Raw genomic sequence first — 25630 nt, 5'->3', positions numbered from 1 at the left:
TCCCCGGAGGACACCCATGCCACTGACCGACCTGCCCCTCGACGCGCTCCGCGCGCACCGCTCGGACGTCCGTCGTCCCGCCGACTTCGACGCCTTCTGGGCGGACACGATCGCCGCCGCCCGGACCGCGGGCGAAGGGGTCGAGGTGACCCTCGTGCCCGCCGAGACCCCGGTGACCGGTCTCGTCGTCGAGGACCTGACGTTCCCCGGGTTCGCTGGCGACCCGGTGCGCGCGTGGGTCAACCGTCCGGTGTCCGACGACCGCGGCGCACTGCCGGTCGTCGTCGAGTTCCTCGGCTACGGCGGTGGCCGTGGTCGCCCGGGCGAGCGCGTGCACTGGGCCCTCGCCGGGTACGTGCACGTCGTGATGGACACCCGCGGCCAGGGCTCCGGGTGGGCCGGCGGTGACACGCCGGACCCGCACGGGTCCGCTCCGCACGCCAGCGGCTGGATGACGAGCGGCATCGGCTCACCGGCCGACCACTACTACCGCCGCGTCTACACCGACGCCGTGCGGCTCGTCGAGGCGGTGCGGACGCTGCCCGGGATCGACCCCGAGCGCATCGCGCTGACCGGCGGCAGCCAGGGCGGCGGCATCACGATCGCCGCGGCCGCCCTGGTCGAGGCACACGTCGGGCCGGTCGCCGCGGTGCTGCCCGACGTGGCGTTCCTGGCCGACTGGCGGAACGGCACCGACGTCGCGGTCGGGGGTCCGTACCTGGAGCTCGCGCAGTACCTCGCCGTCCACCGCGACGCGGCCGAGCGCGTGTGGGAGACCGCCGCGTACCTGGACGGGGTGAACCACGCCGCCGGCATCACCGCCCCGGCCCTGTTCTCGGTCGCGCTGATGGACGACGTCGTGCCGCCCCGCACGACCTTCGCCGCGTTCAACGCCCTCGGCTCCTCCGACCGCGAGATCGTCGTGTACCCGTACAACGGGCACGAGGGTGGCGGCTTCCGCCACTGGGAGCGTCAGGCCGCGTTCCTGGCGGACCGCCTGCGCTGACGGGTGTCGGGTGTCGGGTGTCAGGTGCTCGTCTGGAGCGTCTTCTTCGGGTACTCGTCGAAACGCTGGAAGTACGTGCTCGAGAACCGCCCCATGTGGCGGAAACCCCACCGGTGCGCGACCTCGGCAACCGTCGTCTCCGCGCGGTCGGCGAGCTGGAGTGCGATCCGGACCCGGTCGAGACGGACCTGCAGCAGGTACGTCATGGGGCTCACGCCGACGTGCTGCACGAAGTTCTCCTGGAGCGTGCGGGAGCTGACCCCGACGGCCCCGCAGACGTCCGCGAGCTGGAGCGGCCGGTCGCAGTGCTCCGCGAGCCAGGCCTGCGCGAGCTGCACGGTGTTCACCGTCCGGCGCACCGGCCGTGCGTCCGGTTCGGCGTCCGTCCCGCCGAAGGCCCGCAGGACGGCCTCGGCCAGCAGGACCTGTGCGGACAGGTGGCCGCCCGGGTTGCGGTCGGGGTGCAGCGCGTTGACCGCGACCGCGTCGATGCGGGCGAGCAGCTGGGACACCTCGGCCTCGGTCGGGCGGGATCGCAGTCGGCCGGCGAAGCGGTGGTCGAACACGACCCCGTTCACGGCGTCGAGGAAGCCACCGTCCACCCGCAGCACCTGGACGCTCCCCGCCGGCACGATCAGCGTGAACGGTCGGTCCGTCGGCAGGAGCACCGGCACGCCGGGCCGGGTGGGCGCGTCGTCGTCGACCCGCAGGCACCCCGCGGTCGACCACGCCAGCACCGGCGTGCCGTCCGGCGTGAACGAGGCGGCGGTGGTCGTCGACACCGCCGACGACAGCAGCGCGACGTTGTGGTGGCGCACCGTCCGGTGGCGGAACGCGAACCGGTCGGTGGGTGCGAACCGGACGTCGCGACCGTCGTACACGGCACGCACCGTCCGGACGGCGTCCGCGGGGGTCCGGCCGCACCGCTCGGCCGTCCGGGGGGCGTGGCCGACGGCGGCCCGCGGGACGGTGTCGCTGCTCACCGGCCCGATCCTCGCCGGGCGCGGAGGTCCGCGAAGGTGAACCGCTCGCGGTCGACGTCGTCCTCGGACTGCACGATCCACCCGCGTCGGGCAGCGCGTGCCCGAGCCCGGTAGGAGGTGATGTGGACCGGGGCGACCCCCGGTGCACGCTCGTGACCACTCATCAGATCCTCCGATCTGCCCCCGTGCCTCCGACCCTGTTCGGAGGGGGACAGTTTGAGTACCTCTTGGACGATAAGCACCCTCACCGGGGTCCACAATGGCCCCCGAACGGGTGCGATCCACATCCGCGCACCTCGGATAACGGCGGCGTCGTGGCGTCGGAGGCCGATCCACCCGACCGACTCGTACCCTCCACGTATGGACCAGGCACCGACCACGGCAAGTGGTCCCGAGCACGGCGGAGCACGGCTGTCCCGCACCGTGCACGAGGCGCTGCGGTTCGTGCACGCCCACGCCCGCGACGCGATCTCAGTACCGGACATCGCCGCCGCCGCACACCTGTCGACCCGCGGCCTGCAGAGCGCGTTCCGGCGGGAGCTGCAGACCTCGCCCGCGTCGTACCTGCGCGGGGTACGGCTCGAGGGCGTCCGCCGCGACCTGCTGTCGATGACACCGGCGGACCGTCGCACCATCGCTGACATCGCGAAGCACTGGCACTTCAGCAACGCCGGGCGGATGGCGGCCGAGTACCGTGCCGCCTTCGGCACCGCACCGTCCGCGGCGCTCCGGTCGTTCGACCCGGAGAACCCGGACCCCCGCGCCACGTCGGACCTCGCCGGGTCCCCGGGCGAGGGATCACGCTTCCGGATCGTGCTCGACTGCGAGGTGGAGGTCGACGACGCCGACGCGACGTTCGCCAGCGCCCTGCGACGCGCCCAGGGCGACGACCGCCCCTGGCACGGCTACGACCCCGACGGCAGCACGGCCGACGTCGTCGCGTTCCTGTTGGCGAGCGCCGTCCGTGGGGCCGCCCGGGACACCTCCGGCATCCGGCTGCGCGCGGTCAACCCGATGCTGCGGGCGCCCGACGAGCACGGCGGGTACCCGTCGGCCGAGCTCCCGCCGTGGTCGGCACCCGGCCACCCCGAACAGGACGCCCCTTCGCCGTGACGACCACCCCGCATCGACGCCGCTCCGCGCTGCTCGCCCTCTTCTCCGCAGGACTCGCACTCGCCGGCTGCACGACCCCGACGACTGCCCGGGCCGACGGGTTCGACGTGACCGGCTTCCAGCCCGAGAACGCCGACACCACCCTGGTGGACGCGAACGCCGCCGCGATGGACGTGGTCGGCGTCGACGGGCTGCTGCTGAACCGCACGGGCACGAAGGTCACCGCCCCCTCGCGTTCTGCCGAGGCCCAGCGCAACCGGGCACACGCCGACGGGCTCACCGCGCAGCTGCTCGTCAGCAACTACTCCGAAGCCGACGGCGACTTCAGCGAGCCGATCGCGCGGAAGCTCCTGACCTCGCCCGCGAACCGCGCCCGGGTCGTCCGATCACTCGCCGCCGACGTGGCCACGGGCGGCTGGGACTCGATCATGATCGACCTCGAGGCGCTGACCTCGGCCGAGAAGCCCGGTCTCACCTCCTTCGCCCGTGAGCTCCGAGCCGCCGTCGGCGACGACGTCCGGCTCGACATCGCCCTGTCCGCGTCGACCACCGCGGCCGGGTACGCCCGCCTGGGCTACGACGTGCGCGCCCTCCGCGCCCCGCTCGACCACCTGACGCTCATGGCCTACGACCAGCACGGCCCCTGGGAGCCGGACGCACCCGGCCCCGTCGGGTCGCTCGCGTGGTCGTCGAAGGCCGCCCGCGCCCTCGCGACCCTCGCCCCCCGCGACCAGATCGTGCTCGGCGTCGCCGGGTACGGCTACCACTGGCAGGGGAAGCGTCCGGCAGGTCAGCTCTCGGACGCCCAGGCACGACTGCGGGTCCGGAAGGCGGGCGCGACCGCCCGGTGGGACGCGACGGCCGGCGAGTGGACCGCGACCCTGCCGAGCGGTGAGGTGCTCTGGTGGTCCGACGCACGCTCCCTGCGTGAGCGGGTCGCCCTGGCGGAACGGCTCGGCCTGACCGGCGTCGCCGTCTGGTCACTGGACCTGTCCGACCGGATCGAACCGCCTCGGGTGACCGTGACCCGCTGACGGACGGGAGGCCCGGTGCACGCTGGCACCGGGCCTCCCGTCCGTCAGCCGGTCACGCCCGGGCGCGTGATCCGTCAGCCGGTCAGACGAGCGACCACTCCACCAGGCGGGGGTCGCCCGGGGTGACCTCGTGGACCGCGCCGGTGACCGCGACGGTGGCGCGCTCCGTGGCGGTGCCGGGGACGGGGTGTCGGACCGGACCGTCGCCCGAGGCGACGATCCCACCGGCTGCCACCGGGCCTCCCGGCCGTGACGCCGCCGCGTGCGACGCGACCCAGACCTGCACGTCGCCGGGCTCGACCACCTTGCGCATCCGACGGTCGGTGAACGCGAAGCGCTGCACCGGGACGCGGAAGCGGACCCGCGCGGACTCCCCCGCGGCGAGCGCGACCCGCGCGTACCCGAGGAGCTGCACCTCGGGCCTGGTGACGCTGCCGTGCACGTCGTGCCCGTAGAGCTGCACGACGTCCTCGCCGTCACGGGACCCGGTGTTCCGGACCGTCACCGACGCGGCGAAGACGCCGTCGGAGCGGACGTCCTGGTCGACGACGAGCTCGTCGTAGGCGAAGTCGGTGTAGCCGAGGCCGAAGCCGAACGGTCGCACCGGCGTGGAGTCCGCGGCGGTGACGTCGGACGGACCGCCGAGCCGCGGGTGCAGGTACGTGAACGGCTGCGCACCGGCTGACCGCGGCAGGGACAGCGGCAGGCGGCCGGAGGGCGAGGCCTCGCCGGTCAGCAGGTCGGCGATCGCCAGCCCGCCGCCCTCGCCCGGGAAGAACGCCTGCACGACCGCGGCCGGACGCGGTTGGTCGCCGTCGAGCGCCCAGCCGATCGCGTACGGCCGGCCGGTGAGCAGCACCATCACGGTGGGGGTCCCGGTCGCGACGACTGCCTCGACCAGCTCGCGCTGCACGCCGGGCAGGTCGAGCGACTCGGTGTCGTTGCCCTCGCCGACCGTGCCACGGCCGAAGAGTCCGGCCTGGTCGCCGACGACGACCACCGCGACGTCCGAGGCGGAGGCCACGGCGACCGCGTCGGCGAAGCCGGCCCGGTCGTCGCCCGTGACGGCGCAGCCCGCTGCGAATCGGACCACCGACGGGCCGAGGGCCCGGGCGACGGCTTCGCGGACGGTAGGGATCGCGAAGCCGAGCGGCAGGTCGGGGTGCGAGGCGAGCACGTGGTTGGCGAACGAGTAGCAGCCCTGCAGGGCCTCGGCTCGGTCGGCGTTCGGGCCGATGACCGCGACCGAGGCCCCCGGTTCGAGCGGGAGGACGGGGGTGGCACTGTCGACGGTGCTGCCGTCGACGGTGGCGTGATCGCTGCCGCTGTCGTTCGACAGCAGCACGAGCGACCTCGCCGCCAGCTGCCGTGCGAGCGCCTGGTGCAGCGGGGTGTCGAGGTCGATCCCGGTGGGGGCGTCCTCGGCGAAGGCGTCCGGTTCGAGCAGGCCGAGCCGCTCCTTCTGCCGGAGCACCCGGAGCACGGCGCGGTCGACGAGGGCCTCGTCCACCTGCCCGCTGCGGACCCGTTCGACCAGCGGCGCGAGGTACGCGTCACCGGTCGGGAGCTCGACGTCGATGCCGGCCTCGAGCGCCAGCGCCGCGGCCTCGCCACGGTCGGCGGCGATGCCGTGCATGACCTCGAGGAACGCCACCGAGAAGTAGTCCGCGACGACCGTGCCGTCGAAGCCGAGCCGGTCGCGGAGCAGGTCGGTGAGCAGCTCGCCGTTCGCCGCGACGGGCACGCCGTCGATCTCGGCGTACGAGTTCATGACGCTCCGGGCGCCGCCGTCGCGCAGCGCCATCTCGAACGGCGGCAGGTACACGTCGGCCACCTCGCGGGCCCCGGCGTGCACGGGGGCGTGGTTCCGCCCCGCCTGCGACGCCGAGTACCCGAGGAAGTGCTTCAGGGTCGCGTCGACCCCGGCGGACTGCAACCCGCGCACGTACGCGGTGCCGACCGTACCGACCAGGTACGGGTCCTCGGCGATGCACTCGTCGACCCGGCCCCAGCGGGGGTCACGGATCACGTCGAGCACGGGCGCGAGCCCCTGGTGGACGCCGAGCTGGCGCATGGACGCACCGATCGCGGCGCCGACCTGCTCGACGAGCTCCGGGTCGAACGACGCACCCCACGCCAGCGGGGTCGGGAACGTCGCGGCCTTCCACGCGGCGAGCCCGGTCAGGCACTCCTCGTGGACGAGTGCCGGGATCCCGAGCCGGGTCTCGCGCTGCAGGCGGCGCTGTTCGGCCCAGAGCCAGGCAGCACGCTCGTCGGGTTCGACGGGACGGGTGCCGTAGACGCGGGTGAACTGCCCGATGCCGTCGCGGGTGATGTCCGCCAGGGCGCTGCCCTGCTGCACGGCCGCCATCTCGCCCTGCATGGGGGCGACGACGCCGTTCTGGTCGAGCCAGTAACCGACGAGCTGGGCGACCTTCTCGTCGAGGGTCATCACGGCGAGCAGGGCGTCGGCGCGGGGTCCGGCGGTGGTCGCGGTCGCATCCGTCGCGGTCGCATCCGTCGCGCTGTCGGCCTGGAGGCGCGGGTCGCGTCCGGCGGTCTGCGTCGCGTCGGTCGCGGTCACCCCCTTCACCGCCCCGGTCAGGCCACCGACGATGCGGCGCTGGAAGATCGTGAAGAACACGAGGGCCGGGATCATCGACATCGAGGTGAACGCGAGCACCTTCGCGGTGTCGACGGAGTACTGCGACGAGAAGGACTGGACCCCGAGCGGCAGCGTGTACGCGGCCTCGTTGTTCAGGATGAACAGCGGCAGGATGTAGCTGTTCCAGCTGGCGATGAACGCCAGGATGCCGACCGTGACGACGCCGGGCAGCGACAGCGGCACGACCATCCGGAAGAAGAACCCGAGACGGCTCGCCCCGTCGATCGACGCGGCCTCCTCGAGCTCGTCGGGGATCGCCCGCAGGAACGGCACCAGGATGATGACGGTGGTCGGCAGCGCGAACGCGATCTGCGGCAGGATCACGCCGGCCAGGCTGTTCGTCAGACCGAGGTCCTTGACGAGCAGGTACAGCGGGGTGATCGCGACGGTGATCGGGAACATCAGACCAGCGGCGAACAGGGCGTAGAGCGCCCCGCGACCGGCGAACCGGTAGCGGGCGAGCACGAAGCTCACCATCAGCCCGAGCACGACGACCCCGAGGGTGGTCGTGACGGCGCTGATCGTGGAGTTGCCGAGCTGCTGCCAGAAGATGCCGCTGGACAGCACGGACCCGTAGTTGCCGAACTCGAACGGTGCCGGCAGCCCGGCGGGGCTCGTGGTGATCTGCGAGTTCGTCCGGAAGCCGCCCAGCACGATGTAGAGCACAGGTGCCAGGTTGGCGGCGACGAACAGGATCGCGACGACGTAGGTCAGCGGGTTCGCGCGTCCGATCGCGGCACTGGACCGGCGCTCCCGCACGGCCCGGCGCCCGGGGGCGACGATGCTCGTGGTGGCCATCAGTTCTTCCTCTCGGTGAGTGCACCCGCGGTGTCGCGGCGGAGCACGAAGCGCTGGTAGATCAGGGCGACCACGAGCGAGATCACGAACATCACGACCGCGACGGCGCTGCCGAAGCCGAAGTTGCCCGAGGTCCGGCCGTTGGCGACCATGTACGTCGCCATCGTCGAGGTGCCCGCGGTCGACGCGATGTACTGCCCCCAGATGATGTAGACGAGGTCGAACAGCTGCAGCGAGCCGATGATCGACAGGAACGCCCAGATGCGGATGGTCGGACCGAGCAGCGGCAGCGTGATGCGCCGCTGGATCTGCCAGTAGCCGGCGCCGTCGATGGCGGCGGCCTCGAACAGTTCCTCGGGGATGCTCTGCAGGCCGGCGAGGAACAGGATCACCGCGAAGCCGATGTACTTCCACGAGATGATCACGAGCAGCGTCCAGATGGCGATGTCGGGGTTCGACAGCCAGTCCGCACGGAGGCCGCCGAGGCCGATGCTCTGGAACAGGTCGTTCACGGCGCCGTTCGACTGGAGCATCAGGCTCCACCCGGTGCCGACGATCACCTCGGAGATGACGTACGGCACGAAGACGAGCACGCGGACGAGTCCTCGGCCGTGCATCTTCTGGTTGAGCAGCAGTGCGAGCACGATCGCGATCGGCCCCTGCAGCACCAGGGAGAGCACGACGATGAAGCCGTTGTGCATCAGGACCGCGTGGAACGCCTTGTCCTGGAAGATGATCAGGTAGTTCTGCAGCCCGACGAAGTCGGTGGGCGGGCCGTAGCCCTGCCACTTGAAGAACCCGTAGTAGGCGGCGAGCGCCACGGGCAGGATCACGAAGGTGACGAAGACGATGACCGCGGGTCCGGCGAGGACCGCGATCTCGACGCGCTTCCGCCAGTCCGCGATGCGGCGCTTGGTCCGCCGACCGGCGGGGAGCGGCGAACCGCTCCCCGCCGGGGACGTCCCCGCGGCCGTGTCCGACCCGGTGGTCGGAGTCGTACCGAGCGAGGTGTCGAGGGTCATGCTCAGCCCTTGGCCGCAGCCTGGTTGGTGGTCTCGACGATGTCCTTCGCGCTGCCCTTGTCGGCGAGCAGGTCGACGACGCTGGTGTTCAGCGCGTTGCCGACGTTCTGGCCGTACAGGGTGTCGAGGTACTGCGAGACGAACGGGGCCTCCTGGTAGGCGGCCAGGGCCGTCTTCAGGTAGTCCGAGTCGACGACCGACTGGGCTTCCTTGTTCACCGGGATGGCGTTGAAGGCCTTGTAGTAGCCCTCCTGGTTGTCCTTCTGCACGATGAAGTTCAGGAAGTCGGTGCACGCCTTCTTCGGGGCCTGCGCCGAGCAGGAGTTGCCGTCGACACCACCCATCATCGACTTCGGGTCACCCTTGCCACCGTCGATCGCGGGGAACGGGAACCAGCCGAGGTCCGGCAGCGGCTTGGCGTCCGGCGTCAGCGACGCGATCACGCCCGGGTCCCACGCGCCCATGAGCTCCATGGCCGCCTTGTGGTTGGCGAGGAGACCGGCGGAGCTGCCGGCGCCCTGCTGTGCGGCGGTGGTCAGGAAGCCGTTGTTGAAGGGCTTGGTGGCGTTGAAGTCCTCGAGCTGCTCGCCGGCCTTCGTCCAGCAGGCGTTGTCGAACTTCAGCGACTTCGCCGTGTCCTCGAGGGTCTTCTGGCTGCACTCGCGGAGCGCGAAGTTGTAGTACCAGTGGGCGGCCGGCCAGGCGTCCTTCGCGCCGACGGCGACCGGGTCGATGTCCTTGGCCTTGAGCTTCGTGATCGCGTCGTTCAGCTCGTCCATCGTCGTGGGCGTGCCCTCGATGCCGGCTTCCTTGAACAGGTCCTTCGAGTACCAGATGCCCTCGGGGAGCACCGCGCCCGGCATGGCGTAGGTCTTGCCGTCCTTCTCGTACCCGGCGAACGTGCCCGCGCTGATGGACTTCTTCGCGTCGGCGCTGATGGAGTCGGAGATGTCCATGAGCTGCCCGGCAGCGATCATCGCGTCCATCTTGCCGCCGCCGCGCTGCAGGAACACGTCGGGGGCGTCGCCGGAGTTGAGGGCGGTCTGGAGCTTGCCGTCCAGGTCCTCGTTCTGGATCGCCTGGGTCTTGATGGTGACGTTCGGGTACTTCTCCTCGAACGCCTTGACCGTCGAGGCCCAGTAGGCCTTGCCCGGTCCGGTGGTCGAGTTGTGCCAGAAGGTCATCGTGACCTTCCCGCCGTCCTCGGAGGCATCGCTGCCCGCCGAGCACCCACTGGCCACCAGTGCTGTGGCCCCGATCAGCGCGATGGCTGCCGCGGCACGGATCTTCCTCGTCATCGTGGAACTCCTGAAGTGTCGTCGTTGACATGCGCGACATCGACTGCCGCTGCGGAGAGCATGCCTGCTGCTCCAGGTCGATGTCAATCGATATCGATAACGTTTTCTTTACCGATCGCATGGTGCCGCAGCGGTACGGTGTGCACATGGACTCGGCACTCGGCGCGCGTCCCGGTGCCGGCCGGGTGACGATCGGCGACGTGGCGCGGGTGGCCGGGGTCTCGATCCCGACGGTGTCCAAGGTGATCAACCAGCGCGACGGGGTCGCACCCGCCACGATGCTCCGCGTGCAGCAGGTGGTCGACGACCTGGGGTACGAGACCTCGCTGGTCGCCCGGAGCCTGCGGAGTTCGCGGACCGGGGTCGTCGGCATCCTGGTGCCCGAGTTCGAGCCGTTCTCGACCGAGCTGCTCCGCGGCATCTCGCGGGCGGCCACCGGCACCGGCTACGAGCTCCTCGCCTACGCCGGCCTGATGACCGGCGCCGACCGACCCGGGTGGGAGCGCCGGTCGCTTTCCCGCCTGTCCGGCACCCTGATCGACGGCGCGATCGTCGTCACCCCGACCACGGCACTGTCGAGCTCGTCGATCCCCGTCGTGGCGATCGACCCGCACACCGGGCCGGAGGGGCACGCCACCGTCGACGCCGACAACGAGGCCGGCGCGGTGCAGGCGGTCGAACACCTGCTCGCACTCGGACACACCCGCATCGCGCACCTGCAGGGACGCGCCGACCTGGCCTCCGCCCAGCTGCGCGCCGCCGGGTACCGCTCGGCCCTGACGGCCGCGGGCATCACGGTCGACGAGTGCCTGCTGCGTGACGGCGGCTACCAGGAGGACCAGTCCGCGGCCGTCGCCCGCGAGCTCCTGACCCTCGCCGACCGCCCCACCGCCGTGTTCGCCGCGAACGACTCGTCGGCGATCGGCGTGCTCCGCGCCGCGGCCGAGGTCGGGCTCCGCGTCCCCCAGGACCTGTCCGTCGTGGGCTTCGACGACGTGCCGCAGGCGTCCACCACGACCCCGCCGCTCACCACGGTGTCGCAGCCGCTCGCCGAGCTCGGGTCGCACGCCGTGCAGATGCTCCTGACGATGCTCCGTGGCGAACCGACCACGGACCACGTCCGGCTCCCGACGACCCTGCGGGTGCGGGCGAGCACGGGCCCCGCGCCGAGGCCGACGTCCGGCCGCTGAGCACCCGCCGCCGTCAGCGGCGCAGGGTCTGCTTCGGGTACTCGCCGAACCGGGCCGCGTACGCCGCCGAGAACCGGCCGAGGTGGGCGAACCCCCACCGCCGGGCGACGTCGCCGACGATCCCGGCCTGCGGGTCGAGTTCGAGCAGTTCCCCGCGCACCCGGTCGAGCCGGACCTCGCGCAGGTAGGTCAGCGGCGACACGTCGAAGACCCGGCGGAACGACTCCTGCACCGACCGCACGCTCAGACCGGCGACCTCGGACAGCTCCTGGACCGTGACGGGCTCGGCGGCGTGCGCGTGGATGTACTCCACCGCGGCGCGCAGTCGGGCGTTCCGGGGCAGGCCGAGCACCGCGGGCAGGTCGTCGGCCTGCGGCGGGAAGGTGTCCAGGAACGCGGTGGCCGCCGACCGCTTGGCCTCGTGCCACGCGTCCGAGTCGGGGCCCTCGGCGCGCAGGGCCCGGGACAGCGCCACGAGCGCCCCCTGCCAGCGCTCCGCGGTCTCCGGTTCGGGCATGCGGGTCGGGTCGAACCGCAGTGGTGCCGCTTCGACCTCCAGGTGTTCGAACGCGACGCGGTGCACGTACTCCCGCCCGAAGTGCACCAGCCGCTGGTCGTGGTCCTCGGCCGTGAACACGAAGTCGTCCTCGGGCGGCAGGAGCACGGGGACGTCCCGGCGCAACTCCATCCGGACGCGCCCGGAGTCCAGGTGCGCGGTCCCGCTGGTGATCCACGTCACCACGTAGTCGGCACCGACGGGCACCGAGCCGCGCACGGCACCGCGGAGCTGCGAACGCCGGATGCTCACGTCGGAGTCCCCGACGGCCGTGTACCGGTACGAGAAGTCGTCGTCGAGGCGCCGGACGGACCACCGATCGGCGCCGTGGACGGCGGCGAGGTCGCGCTCGGCCGAGTCGGGGTCCCCGCCGGAGACCTCGAAACGGACCGGTTCCCCGGCGCGTGCAGCGGACTGGGGAGTCGGGACGGGGTCAGCCACAACGCCTCGCTCCCGATGCCGTCACCTGCACCGTTCCACGCTCCGCGTTATGTGGATACGCTGGGGCGGTGACTGCGGCGTATCGTGACCCGGACGAGACCCGTGCGAAGGGGGGCATTGTCGTGAGCGATGTCGACCTGGACGCGGCGCTGACCCGGCTCGAGGCCGCGGTCTCCGAACTGCGCGGTCGACTGCGCGACGAGCTCGGCGTCTCCGGCGGCGACCTGACGCTGCTGCAGTTCGTCTCGCGCGCCGAGGAAGCGGGCCGGACGGTGCGCGTGAAGGACCTGTCGAAGCACCTGGGGCTCACCGGCCCGGCGATCACCGGCATGGTGGACCGACTCGAGCACAGCGGACACATCAGCCGTGTCCCGAACCCCGACGACGGCCGCAGCCGGTACATCGAGCTGACCGATGCTGCCCGCCGCGACTACGCGCGCGCGATGGACGGCACGAACAAGCACCTGCACGACCTGATGGCCTCCTTCTCGGAACGGGAGCGGGCCAGGTTCGTGCGGATCATCGACCGTATCGTCGCAGCCGTCGATCTCGGCGCACCGAGCCCCTGACGGCAGGGTACGGGCGGTCAGGACGCCGCCCGGACGAATGTCCAGCATGCGCAGCTAGGTAAGTTCCCTACCTATCTCCGCATGCCGGACACCCGTCACCCCTTGACGGCTCCGGAGGTCAGGCCGGACACGATCGAGCGGCGGAACACGAGCACCAGGATGACGATCGGCACCGTCGCAGCGACGCTCGCGGCGAAGATCTGCGCGAACGGCACCGTGAACTGCGTCCCGAAGAGCGCGATGCCGACCGGGATCGTCCGGAACGAGTTCTCACTGTTGAAGGTCAGCGCCATCAGGAACTCGCTCCACGACGCCGTGAAGGTGAAGACGCCGACCGTGAACAGGCCCGGCTTCGCCATCGGCAGGATCACCGACAGCACGGTCCGCCACGCCCCGGCGCCGTCGATCTCGGACGCCTCCTCGATCGTCGACGGGATCCCCTGCAGGTAGTTCCGCATGATCCAGATGGCGAACGGCAGGTTGAAGGCCACGTACGGCACGATCAGGCCCGGGTACGAGTTGAGCAGCCCGAGGTTGCGCTCGAGCAGGTACAGCGGCGTCAGCACCGCGATCGCGGGGAACACCGACAGCATGAGCAGCGAGGTCATGATCGCCGTGCGCCCCCGGATGAACCGGCCGGCCAGGGCGTACCCGGCCAGGAACGCCAGCGCGAGCACGATCACCGTGGTCGACACCGACACGATGACGCTGTTCACCATGTACTGGCCGAGCGCGTTGTCGCGGAAGGCCACCACGAAGTTGTCGAAGGTGAACGACTGCGGCCAGACGGTGGGCGGCGACTGCCCGATCTCGGACGCCGGCTTGAGCGCCGTCGTGACGAGCCAGTAGAGCGGCAGTGCGGTGAGCACCGCGATGACGACACCGCTGACGTTGACGGTGTTGACCCACTTCCGCCAGCCCTTGCGCACACGTTGACGGGGCATCAGTCGTCCCCTCCCTTCGCCTGGTTCCGGAACGCCCGGAGGAACAGCAGACACCCCGCCGCGACGATGACCGCGGTGGAGGTCGCGATCGCCGCGCCCGGTCCGATGTTGATGTCCTGGAAGAGCACCTTGTAGCCCATGATCGCGAGCGACTGGGTGGCGGTGCCCGGGCCGCCGTTCGTCAGCACGAACGGCAGGTCGAAGACGCCGAACGCCTGCAGGATGCGGAACAGCACCGCGATCGTCAGGGTCGGGGTGAGCTGCGGCAGCACCACGCGCCAGAACGTCTGCCAGGTGCTCGCGCCGTCGAGCTCGGCGGCCTCGTAGTGGTCCTCCGAGATCTGCACGAGTCCGGCGAGCAGGATGATCGCGACGAACGGCGTCGTCTTCCAGATGTCCGCGACCATCAGCCCGGTGATCGCGGGCACCGGTTCGCCGAGGATCACCGGGGCGTCCCCGAACAACCCGAAGAACCACGTCGCGACGCCGTAGGTGCTGTCGTAGATGTACTTCCACAGCTGCGCGTTCACGATGGTCACGAGCGACCACGGGATGAGCATGAGCGCGAGCATCCAGCCGCGGGTGGCCCCGAGGCGTTCGAGCACCAGCGCGACGAGCATGCCGAGCACGAGTTCGACCGACACCGTCACCACCGTGTAGAGCACCGTGAAGCCGAGCGCCCGGTACCAGTCGGCGCTCTGCAGCAGGGCCGCGTAGTTGTCGAACCCGAACGACTGGATCGTGAAGCCCTCGTACCCGACCTCGACGTCCGCGAAGCTCAGGACGACCGAGTACACGACCGGGAAGATCGTCACCGCCGCGACCACCAGCAGCGCCGGGGCTGCGAAGCCCCACGCGCCCCGCGAGCGGATGCGGTCGAGACGCGACCGCCCCGTCGGCCGGGGCGGCGGATCGACGCGACCCGCGCCTCCAGGCCGTGCCGGTCGTGTCGCCGTGCCGGCGCTCACAGCGCCGCTCCCTGCAGGGCGAGCGAGATGGCGGAGGCCATCGCGCTGGTGCCGCCGTCGACGGAGGCCTGCCCGCCGAGGATGCTGTTGCCGTTCTGGTAGACCCCCTGCGACACCTTCGGGTAGTAGGCGGTCGAGGTCGGACGGGGCACGAGCGTGATGCCCGCCGCCGTGTCGTAGGTCGGGCGCTCCTGGCGCTTCGCGTCCGCGCTGACGAGGCTCGCGGAGCGGGCCGGCAGGACCCCGCCCTCGCGGGTCAAGAACTGCTGCGCGGTCTCGCTCGACATCCAGCGCGCGAAGGTCAGTGCCGCCGCGGGTTCCTGGGTGTGCGGGTTGATGTAGTTCCCCCACCCGCCGATCGTCGAGTGGTGCTCGTCGATGCCGTCGAACGTCGGCCGGGCGGCGAGACCCACCTTGCCGGCGACCCGGCTGTCCGGGCCGTTCGCGATCCCCCACGCGTACGACCAGTTGCGGAGGAACGCCGCGCGGCCGCCGGAGAAGGCATCGTTCGTGTCCTGTTCCTGGTACGTCAGGGTCGCCCGCGGACTCGCGCCGTCGGTGATGAGCGAGCGCATGAACTCGAACGCACGCTTCGTCTCCGAGCTGGTCGTCTCCGGCTTCGTCAGGTCGTCGTTGAGCAGCGACCCGCCGGCGTCGGCGACGAACTCGGTGACGTTGCAGGTCAGTCCCTCGTAGACGTCGCCCTGGAACGCGAACCCGTACGACACGTCGCCGGTGTCGACGAGCTTCGCGGCGGTCTCGCGCACTTCCTCCCACGACCCCGGCACCTGCAGGGAGTGCTTCGCGAGCAGGTCCTTCCGGTACAGGAAGAACGACTCGTCGATGTACAGCGGGAACATGTAGTACGTGCCGTCGACGCTCGCCGCCAGCCGCAGGCCCTCGGGGAACTGGTCGAAGAAGTCCTCGCCGACGAGCTGGTTCACGGGGGTCGCGAGCTTGTTCTTCGCGAACTGCCCGGGCCAGGCGACGTCACCGAGGTAGACGTCCGGCGTGCTGCTGCCGGCCGCGATCTGGGTCGTCAGGCTGGTCCGGTTCGTGTCGGTGTCGCTCGGGGCGCTGACGATCCGGACCCGGATGTTCGAGTGCTCCTTCTGGAACTCCGCGATGAGCCTCCGCCGCAGGTCACCGCCGTCCTTCGAGGCGACCTGACCGGCCCACCAGCTGATCGTCGCCTCGCCCTCGGGCGGTTCGGTGGGCCAGTCCTCGACCCGTGTGCGCTCGGGTCGAGTGGAGCAACCGGCGAGCAGCAGCACCCCCGCTCCCCCGAGCATGAACGTCCTCCGGTCGATTGCCATCCGTCCTCCTCGACGTGTGGTGCTGCGAACCTGTACGTCCACACAACCAGGCGGAGCCTGGTCTGTCCGCCAGGGGGCGGTGGCGGCGCGGCCGCCTGCGCGGTCGCGCCGCGCACCTTTCGCGGTGGACGACACCTCACGCGCTCGGGGATCCGTGGACTGTCGCGCAGCCCGAAACGGGGCCGACGGCGGCCTGAAGGCGCGTGGCGGGGCCGACCCGCGCCTCCAGGCCGGCAGGGGGTCAGGCGGGGGCGGGGGCCGTCGAGTCGGCCAGGTGCAGGGCGCACGGGATGAGCGTGTGGGTGCGCTCGGTGCTGCCGCCCTCGAGGCGGTCGACCAGCGACTCGACCGCCAGGCGGCCGAGCTCCGGGCCGGGGGCGTTCAGCGTCGTGAGCACCGGTTCGGTCGCGGCACCGGCGCCGTCGGAGGACACGATCGCGATGACCGAGACGTCCTCGGGGACCCGCCGACCGCCGGCCCGCAACCCGCTGACGAGCCCGAAGTTCGAGTCGTCCTTCATGATGATCGCGGCCGTGACGTCGGGGTCGTGCGCCAGCAGGTCCGCCGCCGCGCGACGCCCACCCTCGGCCGAGGCACCGGCGGCGACCACGGTGCCGGTCAGTCCGCGGCGCTCGATGCCGGCGTGGAACGCCGCCTCGGAGCGGAGCTTCGGCCCGTAGTCGGCCATGGTGGTGCCGTCGAGGTCCTCGACCACGAGCCCGATCCGACGGTGCCCGAGTCCGGTGAGGTGATCGAGGGCGTCCTCGACGGTGCGCTCGAAGTCGATGTCGACGTAGGAGATGCCCGAGGGGTCGGCGGTGCGGCCGATCGCGACGAACGGGACCTCGAGCTCGGTCAGACGGGCGATCCGGGGGTCGTGCATCGTGACCTCCATCACCACGACCCCGTCGGCGAGACCGCCTGAGATGAGGTCCTGCACGTCGTCCGCCGTCGTCACCGCCGGCCAGAGCACCAGGTGGTACCCGAGCTCCGAGGCGCGGCTCGCGGCGCTCGTGAAGAACTGCAGCGCGGTCTGGCCGAGCCGGTGCTCGAGCACCGGGAACACGAGCGCGAGGATCCGGGTGCGGCGCGACGCCAGTGCCCGGGCGACCACGTTGTTCCGGTAGCCGAGCTCGCGCATCGCCGCCGTGACCCGGGCACGGGTGTCGGCGGACACGCGCTTGTTCCCGTTCACGACGAAGGACACCGTCGCGATCGAGACGCCCGCTCGGTCGGCGACCTGCTGCATCGTCGCCATGCCGCTCCCTCACCCTGTCCCGCTCACTGTAGCGGGGGCGGTGCCCGAGAAAGTTCGTCTAAGCGCTTTACCATCTAACCGCTTCGATGCTAGCTTCGACCCCACTCGGGACGCGACGGAGCGGTTCTGGTCCGGTCGTCCCCGATCCACGAGCGACACGTTCGACTCGTGTCCGGCAACCATCCAGAGAAGAGCGAAGCAATGAAGCCTCGACACCGCAGGACGCCTCAGGTCCTCAGCGCGGTCGCCATGCTGGCGGCCGTCCCCCTCGTCCTCGCCGGCTGCTCCGGCGGCTCGTCAGCGAGCTCCGGCGGCAAGGTGGACTCCATCACCGTGCTCGACTACTACAACCAGGGCAACGACAAGAAGGTCATCGGCGAGTACCTCGACAAGTGCGGGGCCGAGAACGACGTCACCATCAAGCGCAGCCTGGTGCCCGGCTCGTCGCTCATCCAGAAGGTCCTGCAGCAGGCGTCGTCGAAGACCCTGCCGGACGTCCTGATGCTCGACAACCCCGATCTGCAGCAGATCGCCGAGACCGGTGCGCTGTCGCCGCTGTCCGACTACGACATCTCGACCGACGGCTACGCCAAGGGCGTGCTGCAGGCCGGGACCTACGAGGACAAGGTCTACGGCCTCGCCCCCACCGTGAACACCATCGCGCTCTTCTACAACAAGAAGGTGCTGTCCGAGGCCGGTGTCACCCCGCCGAAGACGTGGGACGAGCTGCAGTCCGCCGCGGCGAAGCTCACCAAGGGCGACCAGTACGGGTTCGCCGTCGACGCCAACGCCACCTACGAGGGCACCTGGCAGTTCCTGCCGTTCATGTGGTCGAACGGCGGCGACGAGAAGGACATCGCGACCCCGGAGACCGAGGAAGCACTGTCGCTCTGGAAGGGCCTGGTCGACAACGGCTCGATGTCGAAGAGCGTCGTGAACTGGACCCAGGCCGACGTGAACGACCAGTTCATGGCCGGCAAGGCCGCGATGATGATCAACGGCCCGTGGCAGATCCCCGGTCTGAAGGAGTCGAAGGTCGACTACGGGATCGCCCAGATCCCCGTGCAGGCCGCCAGCGACAAGGCCGTGGCCCCGCTCGGTGGCGAGGTCTGGACCGTCCCGAACACCGGAGACAAGGCGAAGCAGGCCGTCGCGGCGAAGATCGTCGACTGCATGAACAGCGACGCGAACCAGCTCGCGATGGCGAAGCTGCGGTACACGATCCCCTCGAAGACCGACGTCGCGCAGCAGTTCGGCAAGGACGTCCCCGAGGAGCAGGTGTTCGTCGACCTCGTCGCCGACGCCCGCGCCCGCACCGGCGAGCTCGGTGCCGACTGGCCCAAGGCCGCGACGAAGATCTACACGGCCGTGCAGTCGGCGCTGACCGGGCAGGACTCCCCGGCCGACGCCCTGCAGAACGCGCAGTCGAGCAACTGAGCATGACGAGCACCGCGACCCCCGTCGCCCCACGGCGGGCCGCCGGGAACGGAGCGCCCGCTCCGTCCCGGCGGCCCCGCCCGGGCCGCTCGCTGCGCTTCGAACGGATCGCGCAGCTGCTGTTCCTGCTGCCGGCCGTCCTGTTCCTGCTGCTGTTCTTCGGCTACCCGGTAGTCAAGAACATCGTCATGAGCTTCCAGGCGTACACGACGTCGACGTTCTACACGGGCGAGGCACCGTGGGTCGGCCTGGCGAACTACGCGTCGGTCGTGTCGTCCCAGCTGTTCGGCACGGCGATGCTCAACACCGCGCTGTTCACGATCGGGTCGATCGTCGGCCAGTTCGTCCTCGGCCTGCTGCTCGCCCTGTTCTTCCGACGGAACTTCCCGCTGTCCGGCCTCCTGCGCTCGCTGCTCCTGCTGCCCTGGCTGCTGCCGCTCATCGTCTCGAGCGCGGTCTGGAAGTGGATGCTCGACCAGGACTCGGGCGTCGTCAACCAGTTCCTCGGCACCTTCGGCATCCCGTCGGTCCCGTGGCTGACGAGCCCCGCCGTGGCGCTCATCACCGTCATCGCGGTGAACATCTGGATCGGGATCCCCTTCAACACCACGATCCTGTACGGCGGTCTGCAGGACATCCCCACCGAGCTGTACGAGGCCGCGGCGCTCGACGGCGCGACCGGGTGGAAGGCCTTCTGGGCGATCACCTGGCCGATGCTCCGCCCCGTCGTGAGCGTCACGCTCGTGCTCGGCGTCGTCTACACGATCAAGGTGCTCGACATCATCCTCGGGTTGACGAACGGCGGGCCGGCGAACGCCACCCAGACCATCGCGACCCAGTCCTACGACCTGTCGTTCAAGCAGTTCGACTTCGGGCAGGGCGCCGCGCTGAGCAACATCCTCATCGTGATCTCGGCCCTGTTCGCGATCGTCTACCTCCGCCTCAACAGGAAGGCCGTCGATGACTGACGCAGCGTCCACCAACGACGTCCTCCGGACCCGCGCGGTGGTCACCCGCGGCACCCGGCGACCCGTCCGTCCCACGAGCGCGAAGCAGTGGGTGCTGTCCGGCGTCGGGATCCTGATCCTCGCCGTGATGCTGTTCCCCGTCTACTGGATGATCAACATCTCGCTGCAGCCGGCCGGTTCCGCGATCGAGGCCGCCTGGTTCCCGATCAACGCGCAGCTCGGCGGCTACGCGCAGGCCATCGCCGACCAGGGCGGCGCACTGGTCACGAGCCTGGTGATCGCCCTGGGCAGCGTCGTCGTCAGCCTGCTCATCGCGACGCCGGCGTCGTACGCGCTCGCCCAGTTCAAGGTCAAGGGCATCAACGCGGTGCTGTTCGGCATCCTCATCTCGCAGATGATCCCGGGCATCGTCGTCGCGAACGCCCTGTACGCGGCGTACAACGACCTCGGCCTGCTCAACACCGTGCCGGGGCTGATCCTGGCCGACAGCACCGCGGGCGTGCCCTTCGCGATCCTGATCATGCGGGCGTTCATGCAGAACATCCCGCCGTCGATCATCGAGGCCGCCAAGGTCGACGGTGCCGGCAACTTCCGGGCCTTCCGCTCGGTCGTCGTGCCGATCAGCGCCAACGCCCTGATCACCGCCGGACTGTTCACGTTCCTGTTCACCTGGAGCGACTTCCTGTTCGCCCTGACCCTCACCACCACCGAGGACGTCCGGCCGATCACGCTCGGCATCTACAACTACATCGGCACCTTCACCGCCGACTGGTCGACCGTCATGGCCGCCGCGGTGATGGCCTCGATCCCCGCCATCGTGCTGCTGCTCGTGGCGCAGAAGTTCATCGCCGCCGGGGCCACCGGCGGCGCAGTCAAGTGACCGGGTCCCACCACCCCCGAAAGGCACACACCATGACCAGCACCCCGCTCCGCATCACCGTCTGGGGCGAGAACGTCCACGAACAGGTCGAGCAGCACGTCGCCGAGCGGTACCCCGACGGCATGCACGGCGCGATCGCGGACGGCATCCGCGAGCACCTGCCCGAGGCCGTCGTCCGGACCGCCACCATGCAGGAGCCCGAGCACGGCCTCACCGACGAGGTCCTCGCGAACACCGACGTCCTCACCTGGTGGGGGCACGCCGCACACCAGGACGTCGACGACGCCGTGGTCGACCGGGTGCACCGGCACGTGCTCTCCGGCATGGGGCTGCTCGTCCTGCACTCCGGCCACTGGTCGAAGATCTTCGGCAAGCTGATGGGCACCACCTGCACCCTCCGCTGGCGCAGCGAGCACGACCAGGAGCTCGTCTGGACCGTCAATCCGCAGCACCCGATCACGCGCGGGGTGCCGAACCCGATCGTCATCCCCGAGCAGGAGATGTACGGCGAGTACTTCGACGTCCCGACGCCCGACGAGCTCGTGTTCATCTCGGGCTTCACCGGCGGCGAGGTGTTCCGGAGCGGCATGACGTACCGCCGCGGCCTCGGGAAGATCTTCTACTTCTCCCCCGGTGACCAGGACTTCCCCGTCTACCACCACCCGGACGTCCGCCGCGTGATCGCGAACGGCGCCGAGTGGGCCCGGCCCGAGCGGGAGCGGGAGATCCCGACGCTCCGCCGCTACGACCTGGGCGAGTACTTCGACGGGCAGCACTACCGCGGCCCGTTCGACGACGCCGAGCCCGAGACCGCCGAGCCGGCGGCCAGCGAGCCGGCGGCCGAGCAGACCGCCGAGCGCGACGGGGCGCAGGCGTGAGCCCCCTCCGCGTCCTGCAGGTCGGCGCCGGCGGGATGGGGCGGGCCTGGCTCGCCACCGTCGCCGCCGACCCCGAGGTCGAGCTGGTCGGCATCGTCGACCTCGACCTCGACGCCGCCCGCGCCGGGGCCGAGCACGCCGGCGACCCGTCGATCCCGGTCGGCACGGACCTGACCGTGCTGGCCGCCGAGACCGGTGCCGAGGCCGTCCTCGACATCACCGTGCCGGTCGCGCACCACCCGGTCACGCTGCAGGCGCTCCGGGCCGGGCTCCCCGTGCTCGGCGAGAAACCGGCCGCACAGACCGTCGCCGAGGCGCTGTCGCTCGCCGCCGCCGCCGAGGCCACCGGCAAGCTGTTCATGGTGTCGCAGTCCCGCCGCTACAACGACCAGCTCGTCGCGTTCCGGCAGCACGTCCGCGACCTCGGTGTCGTGGGCGGGCTGAGCACCCGGTTCGCGAAGGCGCCGCACTTCGGTGGTTTCCGCGAGGAGATGGACGACGTCCTGCTGCTCGACATGGCCATCCACGCCTTCGACTCGGCCCGGTACGTGCTCGAACGCGACCCGGTGTCGGTGTACTGCGAGTCGTGGAACCCGTCGTGGTCCTGGTACCGGGGTGACGCGGCCGCCGCAGCCGTCTTCACGTTCGAGGACGACGTCCGCTACGTCTACGACGGCTCGTGGTGCGCGCCGGGTGCCGAGACCTCGTGGAACGGCGACTGGCGTGCCTCCGGAGCGGCCGGCACGGCACTCTGGGACGGCGACCACGACCCCTCGAGCGACCTCGACGGCAGCCCCGGTTCCCCTGCCGCTGCGCCGTCGGTCGGGCACGAGATCGCCGGGTCGCTGGCGTCCTTCGTCCGGGCGGTCCGCTCCGGCGAGGTGCCGGACGGCGAGGTGCCGGACGGCGAGGTGCACGGCAACGTGATGAGCCTCACGATGGTCGACGCGGCCATCACCTCGGCCCGCAGCGGGCGCCGGGTCGTCATCGACGAGGTGCTCGAACAGGCACACCGGGACGCCCTGGCCGCCGAGCAGGACGACGCGATCCGCGACCGCCTGGCCGGGTGGGAGTCGGTCCGCGGCGCCCTGCGCGAGCGGCTGCCCGCTTCGTGAGCAGGAACGGTCGGGTCGCGCACCGCGACCCGACCGTTCCTGCTCACCATGTGCGGTACGACGCACCCCGAGCAGGCCTGGAGGCCCGTGGCGACGCCGCCACGGGCCTCCAGGCCTGCGTTCTGTGGCGATCCGGGCCCCACGCGCGCCCGGTGGGGACGCCGCCGGTTACGGTGTCCGGGTGCACGGACAACGGTCGTCGGACAGTGACACGGCGGCGGAGCCGGTCGTGCTCGTCGCGGCCGACCCGCGCCGGCGGACCGGCCGGACGCCCTGGCGGCTCGTCCTGGTCGGCGTCGTGCTCGCCGCGGTCGTCGGAGGCGCCGCGGTCGCGACCGCCGGCACCCTGGTGGCGCAGCGCATCGCGGAGTCGTTCGCCGTCCGTGACGCGACCAGCGACACCGCGGCGCTCGCACGCGTCGTGGTCGAACCCGCACTGCTCGACGCGGTCGCCGACCCGTCCCGGTCCGCCGTCGACCGGAACGCCGCACGGACGCGCCTGGACGACGCGGTGGCCGGTGAGCTGCGCGCCGGATCGGCGGTCCGGATGAAGCTCTGGGCGGCCGACGGCACGGTGCTCTGGTCGGACGAACGTCGACTGGTCGGCGAGCGCTTCCCGCTGTCCGACGAGGACCTGGAGGCGCTGGAGTCGGACCGCTCCGACGCCGAGGTGTCGGACCTGACCGAGCCGGAGAACCGCTACGAGCGCGGGCACGGGCCGCTGCTCGAGGCGTACCAGGCGGTGCACACGCCGTCCGGCGAGGCGCTGCTGTTCGAGGCGTACCAGCCGTACGACCAGGTGCTCGCGCGCGCCGCGGACCTGCGGCGGTCGTTCGCCGTCCTGGCGTTCGGCACGGTGGCCGTGGTGCTCGCGCTCCTGGTGCCGCTGCTGCTCGGGTTGCTGCTGCGGATCCGTTCCGGGCAGCGCCTGCGGGAGCGGCTGCTCGGTCGCGCGCTCGACGCCGAAGCCGCGGAACGCCGACGGATGGCCGCCGAACTGCACGACGGACCGGTGCAGGACGTCGCCGGACTCGCACTGTCCCTTGGTGCCGATCCCGCCACGCGCGACGCCGCCACCGTGCTCCGGGGTGCGGTGTCGTCGCTGCGGACCTCGATGGCGACGATCCGGCCGGCGGCTCCGACACCCGAGGGACTCGGCGCCGCCCTCGACGACGCCTGTGCCCGCGCGCGTGCAGCGGGGCTCGCGACCACCGTGCGGGTGCCGGCCGCCGTCGACGCGTCCCCCGCCGCGCTGCTCGCGGTCGTGCGCTTCGTCCGTGAGGCCGTCTGGAACGTCGTCAAGCACGCCGAAGCGACCCGGGTGGACGTCACGGTGACGCAGGCCGGCGGCTCGGTCCGGGTGGTCGTGCACGACGACGGGGCGGGCTTCGACCCCGCCGTGGTCGTCGAGGGCGGCCGCACCGGACACCTCGGCACGACCCTGCTGCGCGAGGTCGCCGAGGACACCGGCGGGTCCCTGCTGCTCCGGACCGCTCCGGGTGCCGGCACCACCTGGGACCTCGAGGTCCCCGTCGACGCGGAGGCCCTGCGGTGAGGGTCCTGCTGGTCGACGACCACGCGCTGGTCCGGAGCGGGCTGCGCGCGGTGCTGGGGACGACGGACGACTGCGAGGTCGTCGGCGAGGCAGCCACCGGCGAAGCAGCGGTGTCGCTCGTGCCGACGCTCCGGCCCGACGTCGTCGTGATGGACCTGTCGATGCCCGGTGCCGGCGGTGTGGAGGCGACCAGGCAGGTGCGGGCGCTCCTGCCGTCGGTCCGGGTCCTCGTCGTCACGACGTTCTCGGACGACCACCGTGTGCGGGCCGCGTTGGCAGCCGGCGCCACGGGCTACCTGCTCAAGGACGCCGCGCCCGACGACGTGGTCGCGGCGGTCCGTGCCGCAGCGCGCGACGAGACGCCGATCGACCCCCGGGTGGCCCGGGCGCTCCTGCCCGGAGCAGCCGCCGGAGCCGCCGCGGACCGGGGCCCGGAGCTCCCGCCCCGGGAACGGGACGTGCTCGTCCGCATCGCCCGGGGCATGTCGAACCGGCAGATCGGCACGGAGCTCGGCATCGCGGAGCGCACCGTGAAGGTGCACGTCGGGTCGCTGTTCCGGCGGATCGGTGTCGCGGACCGCACGAGCGCGGCGCTGTGGGCGCGCGACCACGGCTGGTGACCGTGCCCTGCTGACGCTGCTGACCGGGTACTAGTACCAAGGTCCGATGGTGCGGAGCCGGGCCGGCGGCGACGATCGTCGTACCGGCCAGACAGGCCCACCAGGAGGCACCCATGCACACCCAGCGCTCACGCAGGATCGGCAGCGGCATCGTCGCCGCGATCGCCCTCGGCACCGTCGCCGCCGCTGCCCTCGTCGGGGTCTCCCCCGCGAACGCGTCCGGCAAGACCTCGACCGGTGGCGACTACGCCGTCACCGTGAACGGGGTCACGACGAACCCCGCCCAGGGCAAGGAACTCAAGGTGCGCGACACCGCGGTCGCCGGCACGATCGCGGTGCGCGGCAAGCACAACGGCTTCGACATCCGGATCGCCGACCTCGGCGTGTACGACTACACGCTGACCGGCGCTGCCGACACCCAGCGGATGGTGACGAAGCCGACCGTGGTGTTCGCGTCGAAGGTCCCGTCGCTCACCGCCGCGCAGCTCGCCAGCACGAAGCTCTCGTCGCTCGAGGTCAAGGACGACACCCTCGTCGCGATCTTCTCGACGGGGGCCGGGAAGCTCAAGGTCCAGGCGAAGGACGGCGCCCAGGGCGGCATCTTCCAGATGGAGACCGAGTTCGCCGGGCCGGTGACGTTCACCCACACCCTCGGGGCGGGCCTGTTCTACTTCACGAACCCGTACACGGGCAAGATCAACTTCGGCGACGGCACGGCCGCGGTGTCCGCGGGCAGCGGTGCCCACCAGATGCTCCTCGGCAAGGACAGCCCGCAGGTCGCCACGAAGACCTCGCAGACCACGACCACCACCACGTGGACGGTCCAGCCCGGCGGGCGTCTGGGCGGAGTGCTCGGCGAGGACGCCGTCGAACTGTCGCAGGGTGCGACGAACTGCACCAGCGACTGCCAGGCGCAGAACCAGATCCGCGGGTCGCTCCCGGTCCCGCCGGACCCCGTGGACCCGACGCCGCTGGGCGTCACGCGGATCGCGTGAGCGCATGACGGACAGGAGGCC

At 71.3% G+C, this 25630-nt stretch carries 23 protein-coding genes and 1 pseudogene; 13 read left to right on the top strand and 11 right to left on the bottom strand.

Going from position 1 to position 25630, the window contains the following annotated elements:
* Positions 1-16: 16 nt before the first annotated feature.
* Positions 17-1006 (top strand): acetylxylan esterase, encoded by a 990-nt coding sequence (locus ACZZ9K_RS14410; RefSeq protein ID WP_138802659.1) that lies wholly within the window; start codon positions 17-19, stop codon positions 1004-1006.
* Between the two features lie 20 nt (positions 1007-1026).
* Here the strand turns inward: ACZZ9K_RS14410 and ACZZ9K_RS14405 are convergent, their stop codons facing one another.
* On the bottom strand, positions 1027-1989 hold the full coding sequence (locus ACZZ9K_RS14405; protein WP_463444416.1) for a helix-turn-helix transcriptional regulator: 963 nt from the start codon (positions 1987-1989) through the stop codon (positions 1027-1029).
* Entirely contained in the window at positions 1986-2153 is a 168-nt protein-coding gene (locus tag ACZZ9K_RS14400) for a hypothetical protein (RefSeq protein WP_185974245.1), read from the bottom strand. The genes ACZZ9K_RS14405 and ACZZ9K_RS14400 overlap by 4 nt, the downstream gene beginning before the upstream one ends.
* 196 nt (positions 2154-2349) lie before the next feature.
* Between ACZZ9K_RS14400 and ACZZ9K_RS14395 the strand changes: the two genes are divergently transcribed.
* Together ACZZ9K_RS14395 and ACZZ9K_RS14390 are read left to right on the top strand one after the other, a co-directional pair.
* Positions 2350-3102: a helix-turn-helix domain-containing protein gene (locus ACZZ9K_RS14395; RefSeq protein WP_463444415.1), complete on the top strand. Its 753-nt coding sequence runs from the start codon at positions 2350-2352 to the stop codon at positions 3100-3102.
* A complete protein-coding gene (locus ACZZ9K_RS14390) occupies positions 3099-4136 on the top strand; it encodes a glycosyl hydrolase family 18 protein (protein WP_463444414.1) in 1038 nt (345 codons plus the stop codon). Before ACZZ9K_RS14395 ends, ACZZ9K_RS14390 begins: the two co-directional genes overlap by 4 nt.
* A gap of 82 nt (positions 4137-4218) precedes the next feature.
* Here the strand turns inward: ACZZ9K_RS14390 and ACZZ9K_RS14385 are convergent, their stop codons facing one another.
* From ACZZ9K_RS14385 to ACZZ9K_RS14370, 4 genes and pseudogenes are all read right to left on the bottom strand, one after another.
* On the bottom strand, positions 4219-6588 hold the full coding sequence (locus tag ACZZ9K_RS14385; RefSeq protein ID WP_463444761.1) for a beta-xylosidase/alpha-l-arabinosidase: 2370 nt from the start codon (positions 6586-6588) through the stop codon (positions 4219-4221).
* Between the two features lie 132 nt (positions 6589-6720).
* A pseudogene (locus ACZZ9K_RS14380) lies at positions 6721-7599 on the bottom strand (carbohydrate ABC transporter permease); the annotation flags it as partial.
* Entirely contained in the window at positions 7599-8621 is a 1023-nt protein-coding gene (locus ACZZ9K_RS14375; RefSeq protein WP_027464452.1) for a carbohydrate ABC transporter permease, read from the bottom strand. The pseudogene ACZZ9K_RS14380 and the gene ACZZ9K_RS14375, both read right to left, overlap by 1 nt.
* 2 nt (positions 8622-8623) lie before the next feature.
* Positions 8624-9919, bottom strand: a complete 1296-nt coding sequence (locus tag ACZZ9K_RS14370; protein ID WP_027464451.1) for an ABC transporter substrate-binding protein — start codon at positions 9917-9919, stop codon at positions 8624-8626.
* A gap of 146 nt (positions 9920-10065) precedes the next feature.
* On the opposite strand from ACZZ9K_RS14370, the gene ACZZ9K_RS14365 reads away from it, so the two are divergent.
* Entirely contained in the window at positions 10066-11109 is a 1044-nt protein-coding gene (locus tag ACZZ9K_RS14365; RefSeq protein ID WP_463444413.1) for a LacI family DNA-binding transcriptional regulator, read from the top strand.
* A 13-nt stretch (positions 11110-11122) separates the two neighbouring features.
* Here ACZZ9K_RS14365 and ACZZ9K_RS14360 read toward each other — a convergent pair whose 3' ends face one another.
* Positions 11123-12106 (bottom strand): AraC family transcriptional regulator, encoded by a 984-nt coding sequence (locus ACZZ9K_RS14360; RefSeq protein ID WP_463444412.1) that lies wholly within the window; start codon positions 12104-12106, stop codon positions 11123-11125.
* Between the two features lie 122 nt (positions 12107-12228).
* Here ACZZ9K_RS14360 and ACZZ9K_RS14355 point away from each other — a divergent pair, with 122 nt between their 5' ends.
* A complete protein-coding gene (locus ACZZ9K_RS14355) occupies positions 12229-12675 on the top strand; it encodes a MarR family winged helix-turn-helix transcriptional regulator (protein ID WP_071245956.1) in 447 nt (148 codons plus the stop codon).
* Between the two features lie 95 nt (positions 12676-12770).
* Here the strand turns inward: ACZZ9K_RS14355 and ACZZ9K_RS14350 are convergent, their stop codons facing one another.
* From ACZZ9K_RS14350 to ACZZ9K_RS14335, 4 genes are all read right to left on the bottom strand, one after another.
* Positions 12771-13619 carry a carbohydrate ABC transporter permease gene (locus ACZZ9K_RS14350; protein ID WP_259575725.1) on the bottom strand — a complete coding sequence of 283 codons (849 nt, stop codon included), beginning with the start codon at positions 13617-13619 and terminating at the stop codon, positions 12771-12773.
* Positions 13619-14587, bottom strand: a complete 969-nt coding sequence (locus ACZZ9K_RS14345) for a carbohydrate ABC transporter permease (RefSeq protein ID WP_181242942.1) — start codon at positions 14585-14587, stop codon at positions 13619-13621. The genes ACZZ9K_RS14350 and ACZZ9K_RS14345 overlap by 1 nt, the downstream gene beginning before the upstream one ends.
* On the bottom strand, positions 14584-15903 hold the full coding sequence (locus ACZZ9K_RS14340) for an ABC transporter substrate-binding protein (protein ID WP_463444411.1): 1320 nt from the start codon (positions 15901-15903) through the stop codon (positions 14584-14586). The genes ACZZ9K_RS14345 and ACZZ9K_RS14340 overlap by 4 nt, the downstream gene beginning before the upstream one ends.
* Before the next feature lie 241 nt (positions 15904-16144).
* Positions 16145-17161 carry a LacI family DNA-binding transcriptional regulator gene (locus ACZZ9K_RS14335; protein WP_463444410.1) on the bottom strand — a complete coding sequence of 339 codons (1017 nt, stop codon included), beginning with the start codon at positions 17159-17161 and terminating at the stop codon, positions 16145-16147.
* A 201-nt stretch (positions 17162-17362) separates the two neighbouring features.
* On the opposite strand from ACZZ9K_RS14335, the gene ACZZ9K_RS14330 reads away from it, so the two are divergent.
* From ACZZ9K_RS14330 to ACZZ9K_RS14295, 8 genes are all read left to right on the top strand, one after another.
* Entirely contained in the window at positions 17363-18598 is a 1236-nt protein-coding gene (locus ACZZ9K_RS14330) for a sugar ABC transporter substrate-binding protein (protein WP_463444409.1), read from the top strand.
* 2 nt (positions 18599-18600) lie between these two features.
* A complete protein-coding gene (locus ACZZ9K_RS14325; RefSeq protein ID WP_027464443.1) occupies positions 18601-19566 on the top strand; it encodes a carbohydrate ABC transporter permease in 966 nt (321 codons plus the stop codon).
* Positions 19559-20446 (top strand): carbohydrate ABC transporter permease, encoded by an 888-nt coding sequence (locus tag ACZZ9K_RS14320; protein WP_027464442.1) that lies wholly within the window; start codon positions 19559-19561, stop codon positions 20444-20446. Before ACZZ9K_RS14325 ends, ACZZ9K_RS14320 begins: the two co-directional genes overlap by 8 nt.
* 32 nt (positions 20447-20478) lie before the next feature.
* Positions 20479-21324 (top strand): ThuA domain-containing protein, encoded by an 846-nt coding sequence (locus ACZZ9K_RS14315; protein ID WP_463444408.1) that lies wholly within the window; start codon positions 20479-20481, stop codon positions 21322-21324.
* Positions 21321-22439 (top strand): Gfo/Idh/MocA family protein, encoded by a 1119-nt coding sequence (locus tag ACZZ9K_RS14310; RefSeq protein WP_463444407.1) that lies wholly within the window; start codon positions 21321-21323, stop codon positions 22437-22439. The genes ACZZ9K_RS14315 and ACZZ9K_RS14310 overlap by 4 nt, the downstream gene beginning before the upstream one ends.
* Before the next feature lie 181 nt (positions 22440-22620).
* A complete protein-coding gene (locus ACZZ9K_RS14305; protein ID WP_111056920.1) occupies positions 22621-23994 on the top strand; it encodes a sensor histidine kinase in 1374 nt (457 codons plus the stop codon).
* Positions 23991-24614: a response regulator gene (locus ACZZ9K_RS14300; RefSeq protein ID WP_111056919.1), complete on the top strand. Its 624-nt coding sequence runs from the start codon at positions 23991-23993 to the stop codon at positions 24612-24614. Before ACZZ9K_RS14305 ends, ACZZ9K_RS14300 begins: the two co-directional genes overlap by 4 nt.
* Positions 24615-24727: 113 nt before the next feature.
* Entirely contained in the window at positions 24728-25609 is an 882-nt protein-coding gene (locus ACZZ9K_RS14295; RefSeq protein WP_111056918.1) for a hypothetical protein, read from the top strand.
* Positions 25610-25630 lie beyond the last annotated feature (21 nt).

It is taken from the genome of Curtobacterium sp. AC268, assembly GCF_979258745.1.
Note: the sequence above shows the minus strand (reverse complement) of the source record. Positions and strands in the feature narration are given on the sequence as shown.